This is a genomic window from Rothia sp. HMSC066G02 (assembly GCF_001813145.1).
Classification (GTDB): Bacteria; Actinomycetota; Actinomycetes; order Actinomycetales; family Micrococcaceae; genus Rothia.
The window spans coordinates 29,661-46,634 of sequence record NZ_KV811586.1 but is presented as its reverse complement, the minus strand read 5'-3'; the positions used below and the strand labels follow the sequence as shown (position 1 = coordinate 46,634).

Here is a 16,974-nt window from a genome sequence, read left to right as displayed (position 1 = left end):
AGGCCGCCGGACCCAGCATCGGGCAAGCCCCGAAAGCAACGGGCCCCGAAAACACCGGGCAACGCGCCAGCCAACGAGCAGTCATCCAAGGAGCCACCATGCAAGGACGCACCAAACCCCTGAGCCTACTCAGCGCAACCACCCTCGGATGCACCCTCGCACTCGGGGCACCCCTCGCCCTCCCCCAGGTCGGCACCTTCACCGCCGCACAGGCACAGGAAAACCAGACCGGCACCCAGGCAGGTACCGAGTCGCGCGCCTACGTCAACTACGAAGGTGACTACGTCATCGCGGGCGTACACACCGAAATGCTCAACGCATTCCTCGACGGCAACCAGTTCACCCTCGCCACCCTCGCAGACACCGGCCCCGGCCAGCAGGGACGCTTCAACCCCGCCCGCACCGTCTTCCACCTGCCCGACGTCGAGGATGCACACACCAACGTCGTAGCAGGCTACGACTACATTGCCCCCGAAGGCACCGACATCTTCTACATTCCCTCCACCCGCACCCGCGGCCTGCTCTACCCCGGCCTCGGTGCGGAAGGAATCCGCCCCGGCGCGCTCAAGGACAACACCATCAACCTTGAACTCGTGCGTAGCAGCGTACCCGAAGGCGGCCGCGCCGAAGTCTTCACCGAATCCGGTCGCGACAACCCGCGCGTCTTCAGCACCAACGACAAGCTCGCACCGCACACCATCACCTCTGGCGGCCACGAGCACCTCAGCTGGGCATTCACCCGCGCCGGCATCTACCAGCTGACGTTCCGCGCCACCGCAACCCTTGCCGACGGCACCCCGGTCAGCTCCGAGGCGACCTACACCATCGCCGTGGGCACCAACGCCGAGGACGGCTTCAAGCTCCTGAACGCGCAGAACGCCGCGAAGGAAGCAACCAGCGAGGCAACGAAGGAAGCGACCGAAACCCCCGAGGCGACCTCCACCGCCACCGAGAGCGCCACCGGCAGCCCCAGCGCATCTACCTCCGCAAGTGCTGAGGCTAGTGCATCTGCGGAGGCGAGCGCATCCACCGGTATTCGCCGCGTGGATGGATCCGTGAACGGTCAGAACGCCGCGCAGGTGACCGACCCGAACGGCGCGAAGGCGGCGGCAAATGGTGAGCAGGCGGCCCAGGGCGGATCTGGTGTTACCGCTATCAGCGGCACCGACAACACCAATAACGGCTCTGACAAGGGTGAAAACAAGGACGGCAACGCCACCAGCGCGAAGGGATCCAGTGTGAAGGGCTCCAACGCCCAGAACATTAGCGCGCCCAGCAGCAACGGCGGCGGCATTACCGGCAACGGCGTGCTGTCCTCCGGTCTGCCCGGCAGCCTGAACCAGCAGTGCATCGCCACCGAGGTTCCCGCCGAAGATGCCAAGGGCTCCAAGGACAGCAAGGACTCCAAGGACGCTCAGAAGGACAACAAGCAGAGCAACCAGGCAGCCCAGGCACCGACCAGCATCCCCACCCTCGCCGTGGTCAACACCGCCGAGCACAGCGGCCGTGAAGAAGTCACCCACGGCCACTTCGACGTGGGCCCGATCCTCAACGGCGGCAACCTCACCAGCAGTGTGAAGGACGACCGCACCAGCCCCGCCCGCCACGTCTCCCCCGGAGCCCTCGAGTTCGTACTCAATGACGCCGCGAAGATTAACCTGCCCGCAGGCATGGAGAACATCGCCCCGGCGGGTACCCCCGTGCACATGATCGGTGCAACCCAGCAGCAGGGCGTGCCCTGGCTCGGCTGGAGCACTCAGGACCCCGAACTGCTCAAGCAGCTCGACGGCCCCGTCACCATGAGCCTCAACGGTTTTGAGGGCCCCGGCACCATGTCCACCTTCCTCTCCGGCAACTTCGGTTCCGCCGGTCAGAAGGTCTTCGATTCGCGGAGCGGCGGCTCCTTCCAGGTGCCTGCAAACACCCACCAGCACAGCAACTGGGTGTTCACCGCCGAGGGTCGCTACACCGTGACCATCGGCTGGACTGCACGCCTGAAGAATGGCCAGCAGGTCAGCAGCGAATCGGTTCTGCACTTCACCGTCGGCAACCCCGATAACGCCCCGGCAAGCAACAACGCGCAGGGTGCGGCAGAAACCAAGCAGGACGGCGGCAACACTAACAACGCTAACGGCGCCAACAACGGCGGCGAGAAGAGCACCGCAAAGAACCCCGTCAACGGCACCGTCGACGAAGCCACCGGCATCGTCACCAAGCCCGATGGATCCAAGGTGCGCATCGTCGGCAAGACCGCCTCCGGTGAGGATTGCGCCCTGACCAGCCAGGAACTCGCCAACGCCCAGAAGGCAGCCGCGGCAGGCAAGCTGCCGAACACCGGTGTGGTCATCGACCCGTTCATGGTCAGCACCTCCATTCTGGCGCTGGCACTCGGTGCCATGATTCTGCGTTCGGCACGCCGAAAGGGCCGCAGCGGTGACACCGCATAGCGGGCATACCGACGCGCACACCTATAGTCGGCGTACCGCCCTCACCCTCGCCTCCCGTATTGCGGTGGGTGCGGGGGTGGGGGCTGGTGCCTTCGCACTGAGCGGATGCGCCAGCACCGTGAACGCCTCCTCCGACCGGATGCGCGTGGTCGCCACGACCCCGATCCTGGCGGACTTAGCGCAGCAGATTGCAGGAGAGCGCGCCAGCGTGCACTCCCTGGTGCCCGCCGGTGCTGACCCGCACTCGTATGAGCCGAGCCTGCGCGATATCCGCGATGTCGCCTACGCCCGCTGCGCCCTGACGAACGGTCTGCTGCTGGAGCAGCGTAAGCTCAGCAAAATGGTTGAGGCGAACCTGCCCGCAGGCGTTGTGTCCGTGGCGGTTGCGGAGAAGATTGAGCAGTACGGCGGCAAGCTGGAAGCCATTGTTGAGGATGCCTCCCTGGACTCCATCTGGCTGGGTTTGCGTGTTGAAGAGGGCGGGCAGAACGAATCCGCCCCCGCCGACTCTTCGGATGCAGGAATGCGCTTTGAGGTGCAGAGCGTGCGGGCGCGCACCTCTACCGATTCGTCGAATGCGCAGTTGGCGGCGTTCATTACGCAGACCTTCGGCGCGGTGGAGATGCTGTGCGATTCGCATGCGCGCGGCGTGAACCTCACCCGTGAGGGGGACACCGCGATCCGCACCGGCGATATGGGTTCACTGGAGCTTCCGTTGCAGGCGCATACGCACCTGTCGTGGGCGTTTAGTGATGCCGGCGAGTACGCCATTGAGCTAAGCGCCACCGCGGTGAAGGCCCCGGAGTCGGTGCGTTCTTCGCGCGGCACCCTGTACTGCGCGGTCGGTCGTGACCCGCAACAGCTGGTGGACCGTCTGGCGAAAGAACAGAACGTTTCTGCCGCCGAGATCAAGGTTCTTTCCGCAGGTCACGCCGATATTACGGCACGCACCGGCGACGGCAGGCTCGTGCTTCGCGCGGATTCCTCCCAGGGCGCCGTAGAGTACGAACTGAACCGCACCGTGGTCGCGGTCCCCTCCCGCACCCTGCAGGAGGTGCCCGCCGGCGGCAGCTACCGTTTCCTGCGTTCGGGTGCTTCGGAGCATCGCGGTCAGGTGTATCTGTTGGCGCAGGCCGTTCTGGGCAAGCACGTGCACGGCGAAATCGACCCGCACATTTGGCATTCGGTGCCGAACGCGAAGGCGAGCGTGCAGGTCATTCGTGACGCGCTCATCTCCGCCGACCCGGAGGGTGCGAGCGAGTACGCGACCCGCACCGAGCAGGTCATGAAGGAGCTTGACGCCCTGGACGCTCAGCTGCGTCAGGTGTACGGGGGTCTGCCGGAGTCGGCACGCAACCTGGTCACCACGCACGACGGCTACCGCTACCTGGCGAGCACCTACGGGTTGCACATTGCCGGTTTTGTGAGTGCCAGCGCCAGCGGCGAGCCGAGCATTCAGCAGCGTCAGCGCCTGCGTCGCACGGTCGAGGATTTGAAGGTTCCAGCAATTTATCTGGACAAGTCCACGGCGATGCGTTCACCGGTTCTCACGGAGCTGGCTCGGGAGGCTCAGGTGCGTACCGGGGTGCTCTATTCGGACACTCTGGATGCGCAGGCTCCTCACTACGCGCAGATGATGTTGGCGAATGCTCACACGATTGCGCTGTGCTCGGGGGCTAGTTCTGGCGGCGATTCTTCGGGTGCTAGCTGCTCGGAGGCAAGCACCTCGTAACCCGGTTTTAAGCTACCCACAAGCTTATATAGTCGTATCAGCATATAGATAATCTTTCACACACCGTTTCGGTCATGATCCAAGGAAGTCCTCATGATGAACTCAACCACCCCCTCCCGCTCCTCACGTAGCCGCGCCCTGCCCGCCCTGGCTCTGGGCGCCAGCCTCATGCTCGCACCCCTGGGTATGGCACACGCGGAAACCACCCCGACAACCACCGAGAGCGCCTCGGCTCAGCCGGGCGACAGCAACCTCAGCCGCGGCGATCGCGCCCTCACCCAGACCCTGTCGGCGGAGCAGCCGGTCGCATCCGGTCGCACCGAAATTTCTGCCGGTCACGTGGATATGGGTCCTCGTTTCAACAACGGCAAGTTTGAGCTCATGCTCCACGACGACCACGGCGAGACCCCCGTCTGGCGCAGCCTGGACGAGGTCATCTACCGCGGTAGCGACCAGGCGATCCTTGAGGTGCCGAACGACCCGCGCTACTCCTTCGTGGGTGCGCCCGCCGGCTCTAAGGTGTACGTGATTCCGCAGACCGAAACTAAGGGCGTGATTTGGCCGGGTTGGAACACTCAGGATCCGCAGCTGGTGTCCAAGCTGAACCGCGGCGTGAACCTGACCCTGGAGCAGGTGAGTGGCCCCGGCACGTTCAGCCTGTACCTGGAGAACGGCAACTTCTCGGCGCCGCAGGTGCTGTGGTCCTCGACCAAGAGTGAGCCGCAGAAGCTGTGGGTTGAGAAGAACACTCACACCCACGCGAACTGGGTGTTCACCGCGCCCGGCGAGTACCTGCTGAAGGTCACCGCGAGCGCTGAGCTCTCTGACGGTTCGACCGTGTCCGATACCCGCTACCTGAAGTTTGCGGTGGGTGACTCCGCGAGCGCTGATGCCCTGTACGCGATGGAGGCGCAGGCACGCGGTTCCTCGAACTCGGCTTCTTCTGCTTCTCAGGCATCCGGTACTCAGGCGTCCGGTTCTTCTTCTGCCGCCGCAGCGAGTGACCAGAGCGGTTTCCGTGCTGAGTTCACGATTTCCTGGAGTCCTATTGTCGCTGGCATCGTGGTCGTGGTGGGCGTGGGCGCGTTCATCGCCTCCCGTCGCCGCCGCGCCTCCGCTCAGCGTGAGGCTCTGGATGAAGTGCGCGGTGACCGTTCGTGAGCGCATCGGTAACAGCGGGTACTAAGTCATCGGTAAGCTCCGGGCCCGTCCTAGAGATTTCAAACCTGTACGCCGGCTACGCGCGCCGTTCCATCCTCAAGGATCTGTCCCTGACCCTGGAGCGCGGCGAGTTTGCGGGTCTGATTGGTGCTAATGGTGCCGGTAAGACCACGCTGCTGCGCACCATTTTGGGCCTGATTCGCCCCGCATCCGGGCAGGTTCGCGTGTTGGGCGAGTCGCCCCGCGCGGCGCGTGCGCACATCGGTTACGTGCCGCAGAAACACCAGTTCCAGTGGGATTTTCCGCTGACCGTTAAGGATACGGTGATGACCGGCCGCGTGCGTGAGATTGGGTTCTTCCGCCGCCCGGCGAAGAAAGATTGGGTGCAGGTCTTTTCGGCGATGGAACGCACCGATGTCCTGCACCTGCAGGATGCTTCCATTGCGGAGCTTTCCGGTGGTCAGCGCCAGAGGGTTCTTTTGGCGCGCGCCCTGGCGGCCGGCCCCTCCCTACTGCTGCTGGACGAGCCGTTCACGGGCGTGGATGCCCCCACCCAGACCACGCTGACCCGCCTGTACCGCGAGCTGGCGGACGAGGGCATCACGATTCTGATGTCCACGCACGACATGCTGGCGGCGCGCGAATCCTGTTCGCGCCTGTGCGGCGTGCGCGGCAATATTCACCTGGATGGTCCGGCGGACTCCTTTAGCCTGGAGCAGCTGCATACGTGGTTGCACGGTCACGATATTGAGGAGGCGCAGGGTCACGCCCGCACGGGCTTCACCTGTGCCGGTGGTGCGTTGGATGAGTACGGCCACGAGCTACCCGATTCCTGCACTTCTGATCTTTCTCTCTCCCCCGCCCACGCTGATTCTGCTTCTACCGGGGGTGCCCGTTGATTACTCCTATCGATTTTCTTGCCGACCTGTTCAACCCGTCCCTGGCGTTCCTTCCGCGCGCCCTGGCGGCTGTACTGCTCGCGTCGGTGGTCACCGGCGTGGTGGGCTGTCACGTGCTGATGCGCGGCATGGTCTTCATTGGCGATGCGGTGGCGCACTCGGTGTTCCCGGGCCTGGCGGTGGCGTTCGTGTTGGGCGGCAACCTGATGGTGGGCGGCCTGACCGCGGGCGTGGTGACGGCTATTCTGGTGGCTATTTTTAGTCAGAATCAGCGGCTGCGCGAGGATTCGGTCATCGGCATTTTCTTTGCCGCGTCCTTTGCGTTGGGTATTGTGATTATTTCTTTGGCGCCGGGCTATTCGGGGTCGGTGCAGGATTTCTTGTTCGGCTCGATTGTGGGTGTCTCGAATGAGGACATTACCAACGCCGCGATTATGGGTGCCGTTATCCTGCTGGTACTGTGGCTGTTCCACCGCCAGATTGTGACGGTCAGCCTGGACCGCGAGAGTGCCCGCGCAATGGGCCTGCCGGTGCTTGCCCTGGATATTGTGCTGTACGTTCTGGTGACCATTTCTGTGGTGCTGGGCCTGCAGACGCTCGGTAATGTGCTGGTGTTGGCGCTTCTGGTGATTCCGGCGTCGGCTGCCCGCCTGGCGTGCCGCCGTCTGGGGTCGATGATGGTGTTCTCGCCGGTGTTTGGCGGTATCTGCTCGATTGTTGGCCTGTACCTGTCGTGGGCGTTTAACTTGCCGACCGGTGGCACGATTGTGCTGTCGATGGTGGCGGCTTTTGTGCTGGTGTGGGCGGTGACGGCGGTTCGTTCGCGAGCGCGTGCCCAGCTGAAGAGCTAAATCCAGTTGAAGAGCTAGGCACAGCTCAACCCAACTTTTCTCGATTAAACGCACGAGGCGCATCCCTATTTTCAGGGGTGCGCCTCGTGCGTTTTTTACAGGTCTTAAATACCCAAAGTGAATCATGTTCATGTTTAAAGAACCAAAAGATACACTCCGCGTAATAAAAGCGCATAATTCAACACGTCGGGTTTAATGAAAATACAACCTATCAAATATTTCTTATGGGTTGATACATGTAGTGATAAAGCAGTCACTGCACCCTCATTAGAGCTTCAAAGAAGGAGTCATCATGAAGGCATATGTATACCACGGCCCCGACCAGAAGGGCGCCTGGGAGGAAGTCCCGAACCCCACCATTCTTGAGCCCACGGACGTTATCGCCCGTGTCGACACCACCACCATTTGCGGTACTGACCTGCACATCCTGAAGGGTGACTGCCCCGAGGTGGACCACGGACGCATCCTCGGCCATGAGGCTGTCGGCACCATCACCGAGGTTGGCTCCGCGGTGACTGATCTGAAGGTCGGCGACCGCATTATCATTCCCGCCGTGACCAGCTGCGGTAAGTGCTCCTACTGTAAGGCGAACCAGCCTTCGCACTGCCAGACCGTTGGTGGTGTCGGCTGGATTTTCGGTTACATGATTGACGGCACCCAGGCTGAGTACGTGCGCGTTCCCTACGCAGAGACTTCGGTTCACCTGGTTCCAGAGGGCCTGTCCGATGAGGACGTCCTCTTCCTCACCGACGCACTGCCCACCGGCTTCGAGATCGGTATTCTGAACGGTCACACCAAGCCCGGCGACACCGTCGCTGTGGTGGGTGCAGGCCCCGTGGGTCTGGGCGCTATCATGACCGCTAACCTCTGCGGTGCTGGCCGCGTCATTACTGTCGACTTTGACGACAACCGCATGAACAAGGCGCTGGAGCTGGGCGCAACCGATAAGGTCAATGCGGGCGACCCGGACTTCATCGAGAAGATTAAGGCTCTCTCCCCCGACGGCCTGGGCGTGGACGTGGCAATTGAGGCTGTGGGCGTTCCGCAGACCTTCGAGACCTGCACCAAGATTGTTCGCCCCTACGGCAACATCGCGAACGCCGGCGTGCATGGCAAGCCCGTTGAGCTGCCGCTGAACACCATGTGGATTTCTAACGTGAGCATCAACATGGGCCTGGTCAACTGCAACACCGTCGGTAACCTGCTGAACATGGTCCGCTCGGGTCGTCTGAACGCTAAGGCAATGGCAACCCACCGCTTCACCTTCGACCAGTTCGAGGAAGCCTACGACCTGTTCTCCCACGCTGCTGAGCACAACGTGGTGAAGGTTGTTATCTCCCGTAACCCCGAGGTTGCGGCATAGACTGCGGTAGGCTCATATACCGCTCATACTGAAACCCCGAACGTTTGTGAGGGATTTCGGTGGGATGTATTCATGACACTGCGAACATCCCTAGGATTCGCCTCCGGGTGGGAGTGGGTAGGTCCCGCCCGGAGCGCGAATCGTCCTCCCCTACCCCGAGATGTAGTTATTTTCTGATGATGTAGACGATGCGCCAGCTCGGGGTTTTCTGTTCCCTCAGCCCGTTCTTTGGCGGGTTTGGGGCGGTTCCTCAAGCGTGATGCACCCTCTACCGGGCGCTCTGCCGACCCGCTTCGGCGGGTTCTTCTGCCAGGCAACCTCTACCGGTGGAGGGGCGCATCATATGACTCTTCTTGGTCGGGCGGTACCTCCGATTCTGCTCGACCTTGAAGGGAAAGGAAAAGGGTCGCATGCTTACGGTTCAATGGCGAATTCGTAGGCTGCGACCCTTTTCTCATGCCCGGTTTTTCGGTGCCCCCGGGCGGGCTATTTAGTTTTTGGGCTTCTCAGTACCGGGTTTCTCACCGGCGTTCTTTTCACCGGCGCTCTCATGGTCGACGGCATCTTCTGGGATGCGGGTGAACGCCTCCGTGGGGTCGTCTGCCCCAGCTGCGGCGGATACCCCAGCTGCGGCAGAAGAGTCAGTGGCGCCTCCGATGACGGGTTCGGTGGGCGCATCAGCCAGATTCTCGGCAGGAGCCTCGACGGGCACCTCCGCGACAATAGGTTCTTCTGAGGCGGGTACTTCCGCGGCCTTCTGCTCATCCTGAGCATCCACAGACTGCTCAGAAACAGGCTGCTCAGTAGCTACCGGCTCACCGTGCGCGGATTCCTTCTTCGCATCCTTGTGCGCGTCCTTATGTTCGAGCCTGTAGATGATGCGCGGTTCCAGGCGCTCAAAACCAATCTTGGAGCGCACCCAGTTCACGAAGCGGTCGATACGGTCCTCACCCTCGGTGGTTTCCGCAACCCGGTAGTTGCGCGGCAGCATCACGCTGTCGCTGAGCACGCGCGGGTACTCATCAATCTCCTGAATACCCGCCATGTACATGTTCTCGCGGAACTGGTGAGCGAACTCCTGCTGACCGAGGAACAGCTGGTCGGCGTAGGTTTTAGCCGCCAGGCGCTCGCTGTAGGCGTCCTTGGAGTCGCGAGCGCCCTTCTTGGAGCCGTAAATATCCCAGAAGTAGAAGTACACATTGTTCGCGATAATGGCGGAGATAATGCGGTTCTGCAGGTACACGAGGGCACCGACGGCGACCGCACCAACAATCAGGAGCACCACGGCGAGCGGGGAGAGTGCAAAGTCAGACAGATTGCCGCGGTGGTTCGTGAACAGGCCAATCAGGTAGGCGATGGTGACCACGATGATGGGCACGCCGATGAAAATCACGGCCAGCGGAACCCAAATGTACAGCAGGGCACGTAGAATCAGGCGGTAGTAGCTAATCGAGTCGCCAATGGGGATGGGCGTAGGCTTCACGGAAGAGTGCGCACGCTTCATGAGCAGGCTGAAGATACGGTTGCTGTCGATGCCAACTTTACGCAGCTTCGATTCGAGGGACGCACGCTTGAGGAAGACCCGGTAGTTTTCGAGGACGACGCGCTGGTCGGAGGTGAGCTTTTCGGGGTCGGGTAGGGCGTTGAGGTCCAAGCCGGCTTCGGTGAGGAGCTTGCTCCACAGTTCCAGTCGCGCCAGTTCGGAGGGTTTTGCTGCAGCCTGCGCCTGGTAGTTCTTGTAGGAGATGAAGATGGTGCTAGCACCAATGAGTAGCGTAATAAAGGGTGCTATCCAGTCTTTGAGTCCCATGGTGGCGTTCTTCCTTGATTGTGTGGAGCCGCTGGTTCCTCTGCGGTCGGGGCTGATGCCCGCTGTTTTACCGTACCACCGGCACCTGTGCTGAACCTTTAAATGCGCAGGTGGGTGCGTAAAAATAGCCCCACCTCCTCACGCGTAGAGCGTCAGGAGGCGAGGCTTACGTATGCGTATTAGTGCGCTGGTTTAGTGTTCAGCGGGCTTCATTTCGCGCGGTGCCTTACGAATCATGAAGTAGCTAATGACGGCCATAACACCCATGAGCACGGCGCTGAATGCGGAGCTCAGCACCACGCCGGAGTCGAAGGCAGCGAATGCGGAGGAGAGCAGCTGGTTCGCCTGCTCGCCACCCACCTGGCTTGCGACCGTCACGGCACCGCCGAGGGTTTCGTGAGCGTGGTCGGCAAGAGTCTCATCCAGGCCGTCGGGTACAACCACATTTGCGCGGTAGACGGCGGTGAGCATGCCACCAATGATGACGGTGCCGAGCACCGTACCTGTCTCGTAGGAGGTCTCCGAGATCGCGGATGCCGCACCGGCCTTACGCGGCGGCACGCTGGAGAGCATCAGGTCGTTCGAAATGGTCTGCGCAATACCGATGCCGGTACCGAGCACAATGAAGATCAGGATAATCACCAAGTCGTTGTGCGCACCCAGGAAGGCGAGCACCGCGAACGCGGCAGCGTGGAGCGCCAGACCGAAAGACACCACCTGCGCCGGGTGGAAGTGCACCGCCACGCGCGCAATCACCAGACCGGCGATAATGATCGCCAGGGTACCGGGAATCAGCAGCATACCGGCGTACATGGGCGGCAGACCGGAGACCAACTGCAGGTGCTGGGAGGCGAAGTAGATGAAGCCAACGTCCACCATCATGGAGATGAGGTTTGCGGTAATCGCGCCGGTGAACACGGTGTTGCGGAAGAGGCGCACATCCAGCATGGGCTGAATATCGTTCTTCTCGCGGTTGAGCTGACGCAGCACGAACAGGACAATGAAGCACAGGCCGGCAAGGATGGTGCTGATAGCCACCGCATCGAACCCGGTTTCGGAGGTGTGAGTCAGACCGAAGGTAATGCCGGTCATGCCGGTCATAATCAGCAGGATGCTCAGCGGATCCACCGGGCTGGGGTTCGGGTCCTTCGACTCGGGAACCATAATCGGGGCGAGAATCAGCAGAGGAATCAGAATCGGCACAGCGAGCAGGAACACCGAACCCCAGTCGAAGTGCTCCAGCAGGAAACCACCCACAATCGGGCCCAGCGCCGCACCCGCCGAGAAGCCCGAAGCCCACACGGCAATAGCGATGCGGCGCTCGGTCGCATCCACAAAGATATTGCGAATAATCGACAGGGTTGCCGGCATGAGCATGGCGCCAAAAATGCCAAGCAGGGCGCGGGCAACCACGAGCATCAGCGCGGAGGGCGCGAATGCCGCGAGCGCAGAGATTGCCGCGAAGCCGGTCGAGCCGATGAGCAGCAGCTTGCGGCGACCGATGCGGTCACCGATAGCGCCCATGGGCACGAGCAGGGCGGAGAGCACCAGGGAGTAGGAGTCAACGATCCACAGCTGCTCCGCGGAGGAGGGGCTCAGCGCCTTAGCGATTGCGGGCACCGCGAAGGCAAGCACTGTGTTGTCGATGGAGACCAGGAGCACCGGGAGCATGAGCACACCGAGTGCCGCCCAGCGCTTGGTCTTCTGGTCGGGGGCGTGAATGGGCAGAGCCGTGGTCTGCGGGTTGTGATTCGTCATGGGTTGTTTTCGTGCGTCTTTTGGGTTTCGGCTGATGTGGCGGACGCGGGCGCGGCATCAGCTCGGCCTGTCTTTTTTGGGGTGGTCCGGGACGGTGTGCTCCCGGCGCGGCCCAACAGGCGAAGATTAACTATACCAACTGGACGGTATAGTTTCAAGCGGTTAGACTGGTACCCATGAGCACTCCCAACCACCGCAAACAACGAGCCAATAACTCTAGCGAGCACATCCTCGACACCTACGTCGACCTGCTGATTCACACCGGAGAACGCGCCGCAACCCTCGACGCCGTCGCCACCGCCGCCAAGGTGTCCAAGGGCGGGCTGCTCTACCATTTCTCCTCCAAGAAGGCGCTCCTCGAGGCACTCGCCGAACGCACCGTCACCCTGGCGGAAGAAGACTTTGAGACCATGGCGCAGGCACCCGAAGGGGCAAGCGCCTACTACATCAACTCCTCCATTCCGAGTGACACCCCCTTCGACCGGGCCCTCATTGCCCTCAGCCGCCTGGCACAGAATAACAACGAGCTCGCCCAGCAAACCCTAGCCCGCGTGCAGGAGGGCTGGCACTCGCTCATTCTTGCCGAGCTCGGTGACGAACGCATCGCCCGCGCCGTGCTGCTTCTGGGTGACGGAATGTACTACAACGCGGCACTCGGAGGCGACTCCGCCAGCCCGCAGAGGGCCGCAGCCATCGCGGCAGACCGTGCGGCACTCGAACGCGCCCTGCAGGTTCTCAAGGCGGCGGCTCGTTAAACCACAAAAGCCACTCTATACAGCGGTTAAAGCCACAAGCTAAAACCGCTGCCTCACACCCTATTCTTCAGCGCCACCGAGCACCCGGGGCTTAAACTGGAAGGGCACGTATCTACTCTTCAACCTAAGGAGTTCCGATGATTTTCATTGCTGTAAAGTTCCCCGTCAAGCCCGAATACGCCGACCAGTGGATTGAGAAGACCCGCGCTTTCACCGAGGCAACCCGCGCCGAGGAGGGCAACAAGTTCTTCGAGTGGTCCCGCAGCGTTGAGGACCCGAACGAGTTCGTTCTGCTCGAGGCTTTCAACGACGACGCAGCTGGCCCGCACGTGAACTCTGACCACTTCCAGCAGGCTATGAAGGACATGCGTCCGATGCTGACCGCAACCCCGAAGATTATTTCTCGCCTGATTGACGGCGAGGACTGGGACGCTATGGGCGAGCTGCAGATCGACTAGTCTGCACCCCTACTCTGCATCTAAAACTGCATAGTTAGACACTGCATAGTTAGACTCTAGAGCGCCCCTCCGCATTGTTCTATTGGACATGCCGGAGGGGCGCTTTGATGTGTCCGGTACCTGAACTTTTTCCCCTTGACACGACGCGGATGGTACCGGTTTTCGGGTCAGCGGGTGCCTTGCGTGCATTTTTACCCTATTAACCCCTTAAAATGGGTAGAGTATGCACACCTATCGATACCCATTCGCACAGGAGGCCTGAATGAGCATCGCATCCCAGCCTCTTCCCGGCGCAGTCGCCACTGAAGAGCACAACGACGTGGACCACACCTCTGTATCTCTCGCTGTCTCAACCGTGATTCTAGCTTTGCGTCCCAAGGAAAACGAGACCCACCCGACCCTGTGGCTGCCGCTGGTTCGCCGCCTCCGCGAGCCCTATAAGGGCCAGTGGGCGCTTCCTGGCGGTCCGCTTAACCCGAATCTTTCCCTCGAAGAGGCAGCCGCTTCGACCCTGAAGCGCGCAACCAACCTGCAGCCCGGCTATCTGGAGCAGCTCTACGCATTCGGTGATGTCCTGCGCACCCCCGAGGCGCGTGCCGCCCGCGTTGTGGGCGAGCCCGACCCGGCACCCGACACTGATCACGAGCGCGTGGTTTCTGTGGTGTACTGGGCATCGATTCCCGCCACCGAGGTTGCGAACACTCGCGTGCACGAGAACATCCGCTGGTTCCCGGTGGATGAACTGCCCGAGCTGGCATTCGACCACAACGAAATCATTGAGTACGCGCTCTACCGTCTGCAGAACAAGGTCGAGTACTCGCGTATTGCGCACTCTTTCTTGGGTGAGGAGTTCACCCTGGCGCAGCTGCGTGAGGTGTACGAGGCGATTCTGGGTCGCACCCTGGATCCGGCAAACTTCCGCCGCCAGATTGCGGCGTCGAAGTCGATTATTGACACCGGCCGCCGCGTGGAGGGCACCCGCCACCGCCCGCCGCGCCTGTACCGTTACAACGACGCTCAAGCGTACGCGGATGCGGGCCCGCTGGGCATGTACCGTGAGCGCCACGAGGCGTAATAGCGTTTCGCGCGTTGTACGCGCGCAGATTTAATGCCTAAAAGGAGGGGCGGCACCGAGTGGTGTCGCCCCTCCTTTTGTGTCTTCTGGGATTACATCACCGGTTGCATCGCCCCTTGTCGGCGGGTTTTGCGTGGGGGTGCTTGACTCAGCACCCGTGCGCTTCCTATGCTGGAGACCTCAGCTCTTTATCCGTGTTGCCCCACCGTGGGGCAACCTAAGAGGCTGAACGCAATGTTTGACCGAAGCCACCCAAGGCACGACCGGGGTGGTATTCGGAATCTAGGAGGCATCAAAGAAATGACCCACCGAGCATAAGCCCGGACCTCACAGAATTTTTCGCGCGCTCACGCAGCAGGTTTATAGGCACAGCCATATAGTCGCTTTATCCTGCGTATTTCTGTCAGCGCGCACGCACCCGGGCATAGGTCTATTCACCGTTACGCTCGGGTTTTTTCGCGCCCTTTTCCAGGGCGAGCCTCTTACCGTCACACACTCAGCGTGGGTAGCCATACTGCAGGCATACTACTGCAACGCACCACCGCCAGAGTTCGAGGGCACCCGAGCATCCATGACTCGCATCTATGATTCAAGGAGCTCGTATGACACACGTACTTCAGCCGCAGGCGACCTTTCCCCGTTCCGCTTCTTCCCGCGATGCCCGCTCGCACGCCACTTCCCACATGGTTTCCCATGCAGCGGCGCACGTTAGTATCGCCCATCTACACTTTGCGCACCCGAGCCAGCCTCCGCTTTTTGCGGACCTTTCGGCGGTGTTTTCGGCACCTCTGACCGGGCTCATCGGTGACAATGGTTGCGGAAAAACAACCCTCATGAGGTTGATTTTGGGTGATTTGACCCCGGATTCCGGTTCTTTGGCGGCACCGGAGCGCATGGCGTATCTACCTCAGGATTTGGGTCTGGATCGGGAACAGACCCTCGCTGAGCTCTGCGGAATCTCCGAGATTCTGCGGGCACTGCAGGCGGTGGAATCCGGCGAATACTCCCCCGAACTCTACGAGACCATCGGGGATAACTGGGACGTTGAGGAGCGCACCCTGGCGGCTCTTGCGACCTACGGTTTCACCCCGGCGGCACTGATTGATCGAGACAACCCGGAGGCGGTTCGCGCGCTCTTTGCCCGCAGCATGCGCAGTTTCTCCGGTGGCGAGGCAGTCATTGCCGCGCTTGCCTCGCTGATGATTTCTGACCCCGAGTTCATTCTGCTGGATGAGCCGACGAACAACCTGGACTCCTCAGCGAAGGCTCAGCTCTTCACCGCGTTGGAAGCACTGCCCTGCCCGGCACTCATCATCAGCCATGATCGCGATCTGCTGGAGCGTGTAAACGTGATTGCGGAGCTTCACGCCGACCGCCAGGGGCTGGCGCATCTGCGTCTCTTTGAAGGTAACTACAGCACCTACCGGCAGGCGCTGGACACCGAGCAGCAGGCGGCTCAGCGTCGCGTGACCGAGGCGAAGAACCGGGTGCGTTCGGCGCATCGCGAGTGGGTGCAGGCGCAGGAGATTATCTCGAAGAACATGGCGCAGGTCTGGAAGGACGACCAGCCGGATACAATTCTAGACCTGGCAAAGGATGCCTCACGTCAGGCGGCGGCGAAGCTTCGCGGGCTGCGCGTCGGCAAGCAGGAACAGGCCCGGGAGGCATACCAGAAGGCTCAGGATGAGGTGCGCGTGCAGGAGAAGATCTACGCCGAACTGAGCCAGCAGCCCCTACCCGCGGGTCGCAAGGTACTGGAGCTGAGCAGGGTTGATGCCCGGCAGGTTTCACGTGAAACATTTACCACTAAGCAACCCACAAAGGTTGATTCTCTGCATTTTTCACCCGCCGAGGCTGATAGCGAGAGCAATCAGGGAACCCCGGCGGAACGCCCAGAACACCTGATTCTCAGCGGTCCCGAGCATCTGCGCATCACCGGTGCAAACGGTAGCGGCAAGACCACCCTCTTGAACGCTATCGCCCACGCCGGCGAGGCTGACTACCGCTCCCCCGTGCAGCCCGCCTACCGGGTCGGCTATTGCCTCGAGGGGGCGTACATTCCGCAGCGCATCACCCTCGACCCGCAGCTCACCCTCCTACAGAGCGTGCAGCGGGCAAACCCCGGAGTGAGCGAGCAGCATCTGCGTGACCAGTTGGCGCGCCTGCTTTTCCGCCGCGAGAGCGTGCACCATAAGACCGGTGAGCTCTCCGGTGGTGAGCGTTTCCGCGCGGCGGTGGCGCAGGTGCTTCTGGCCGACCCGGTGCCGCAACTTCTCATGCTGGATGAGCCGACGAATAACCTCGATATTTCTTCGGTGGATTGGCTGGTGCAGGCACTCGAAGCCTACACCGGTGCGCTCATCGTGGTGAGCCATGATGAGGATTTCTGCCGCCGCATCCGCATTGACCGCACGATGGCGCTCTAACTAGGGTTCCGTCTAAGGTTCCGAACCCAACCCCGCGGGTGCTACCCGGGGCTTAACGAACGGGTGCCCGGCACCTCCGAATATTGGAGGCGCCGGGCACCCACCATAGCAACAGCCGGAACGCATCCGCCCAACATCGCAGGCCGCTTCTTGTTTATGTAACAAATCATCCTCAATAGTTACATATTTGTCACCAAAATCCATCTTATTTGTAACTAATGTCCCGCATGAGGCCTAAA

At 61.5% G+C, this 16,974-nt stretch carries 12 protein-coding genes; 10 read left to right on the top strand and 2 right to left on the bottom strand.

All coding sequences use genetic code 11. The annotated features are described in order from the left end of the window. The first annotated feature begins 98 nt into the window (after positions 1 to 98). The 6 genes from HMPREF2894_RS02935 to HMPREF2894_RS02910 all read left to right on the top strand — a co-directional run bounded on the left by HMPREF2894_RS02935 (position 99) and on the right by HMPREF2894_RS02910 (position 8,453). Positions 99 to 2,447: a TIGR03773 family transporter-associated surface protein gene (locus tag HMPREF2894_RS02935; protein ID WP_070677725.1), complete on the top strand. Its 2,349-nt coding sequence runs from the start codon at positions 99 to 101 to the stop codon at positions 2,445 to 2,447. After that, entirely contained in the window at positions 2,434 to 4,179 is a 1,746-nt protein-coding gene (locus HMPREF2894_RS02930) for an anchored repeat ABC transporter, substrate-binding protein (RefSeq protein ID WP_070665787.1), read from the top strand. Before HMPREF2894_RS02935 ends, HMPREF2894_RS02930 begins: the two co-directional genes overlap by 14 nt. 93 nt (positions 4,180 to 4,272) lie before the next feature. Continuing rightward, entirely contained in the window at positions 4,273 to 5,340 is a 1,068-nt protein-coding gene (locus tag HMPREF2894_RS02925) for a TIGR03773 family transporter-associated surface protein (RefSeq protein ID WP_070677723.1), read from the top strand. Then, positions 5,337 to 6,239, top strand: coding sequence for a metal ABC transporter ATP-binding protein (locus HMPREF2894_RS02920; RefSeq protein ID WP_070677720.1), 903 nt, complete (start codon positions 5,337 to 5,339; stop codon positions 6,237 to 6,239). The genes HMPREF2894_RS02925 and HMPREF2894_RS02920 overlap by 4 nt, the downstream gene beginning before the upstream one ends. Beyond that, positions 6,236 to 7,090 carry an anchored repeat-type ABC transporter permease subunit gene (locus tag HMPREF2894_RS02915; RefSeq protein ID WP_070677719.1) on the top strand — a complete coding sequence of 285 codons (855 nt, stop codon included), beginning with the start codon at positions 6,236 to 6,238 and terminating at the stop codon, positions 7,088 to 7,090. The genes HMPREF2894_RS02920 and HMPREF2894_RS02915 overlap by 4 nt, the downstream gene beginning before the upstream one ends. A gap of 292 nt (positions 7,091 to 7,382) precedes the next feature. Then, entirely contained in the window at positions 7,383 to 8,453 is a 1,071-nt protein-coding gene (locus HMPREF2894_RS02910) for an alcohol dehydrogenase catalytic domain-containing protein (protein ID WP_070677717.1), read from the top strand. A 490-nt stretch (positions 8,454 to 8,943) separates the two neighbouring features. On the opposite strand, the gene HMPREF2894_RS02905 is transcribed toward HMPREF2894_RS02910, so the two are convergent. Together HMPREF2894_RS02905 and HMPREF2894_RS02900 are read right to left on the bottom strand one after the other, a co-directional pair. Beyond that, positions 8,944 to 10,263 carry an ICP22 family protein gene (locus tag HMPREF2894_RS02905; protein WP_060824076.1) on the bottom strand — a complete coding sequence of 440 codons (1,320 nt, stop codon included), beginning with the start codon at positions 10,261 to 10,263 and terminating at the stop codon, positions 8,944 to 8,946. A 192-nt stretch (positions 10,264 to 10,455) separates the two neighbouring features. Then, complete coding sequence (locus HMPREF2894_RS02900; protein WP_070677716.1) at positions 10,456 to 12,021, bottom strand: MFS transporter; 1,566 nt, start codon at positions 12,019 to 12,021, stop codon at positions 10,456 to 10,458. Positions 12,022 to 12,197: 176 nt separating this feature from the next. Between HMPREF2894_RS02900 and HMPREF2894_RS02895 the strand changes: the two genes are divergently transcribed. The 4 genes from HMPREF2894_RS02895 to HMPREF2894_RS02880 all read left to right on the top strand — a co-directional run bounded on the left by HMPREF2894_RS02895 (position 12,198) and on the right by HMPREF2894_RS02880 (position 16,735). Continuing rightward, positions 12,198 to 12,776, top strand: a complete 579-nt coding sequence (locus HMPREF2894_RS02895; protein ID WP_049350270.1) for a TetR family transcriptional regulator — start codon at positions 12,198 to 12,200, stop codon at positions 12,774 to 12,776. A 137-nt stretch (positions 12,777 to 12,913) separates the two neighbouring features. Further along, entirely contained in the window at positions 12,914 to 13,234 is a 321-nt protein-coding gene (locus HMPREF2894_RS02890; RefSeq protein ID WP_049350269.1) for a putative quinol monooxygenase, read from the top strand. Positions 13,235 to 13,496: 262 nt separating this feature from the next. After that, positions 13,497 to 14,309: an NUDIX hydrolase gene (locus tag HMPREF2894_RS02885; RefSeq protein ID WP_070677714.1), complete on the top strand. Its 813-nt coding sequence runs from the start codon at positions 13,497 to 13,499 to the stop codon at positions 14,307 to 14,309. Between the two features lie 602 nt (positions 14,310 to 14,911). Continuing rightward, positions 14,912 to 16,735: an ATP-binding cassette domain-containing protein gene (locus HMPREF2894_RS02880; protein ID WP_070677713.1), complete on the top strand. Its 1,824-nt coding sequence runs from the start codon at positions 14,912 to 14,914 to the stop codon at positions 16,733 to 16,735. The last annotated feature ends 239 nt before the right edge of the window (positions 16,736 to 16,974 follow it).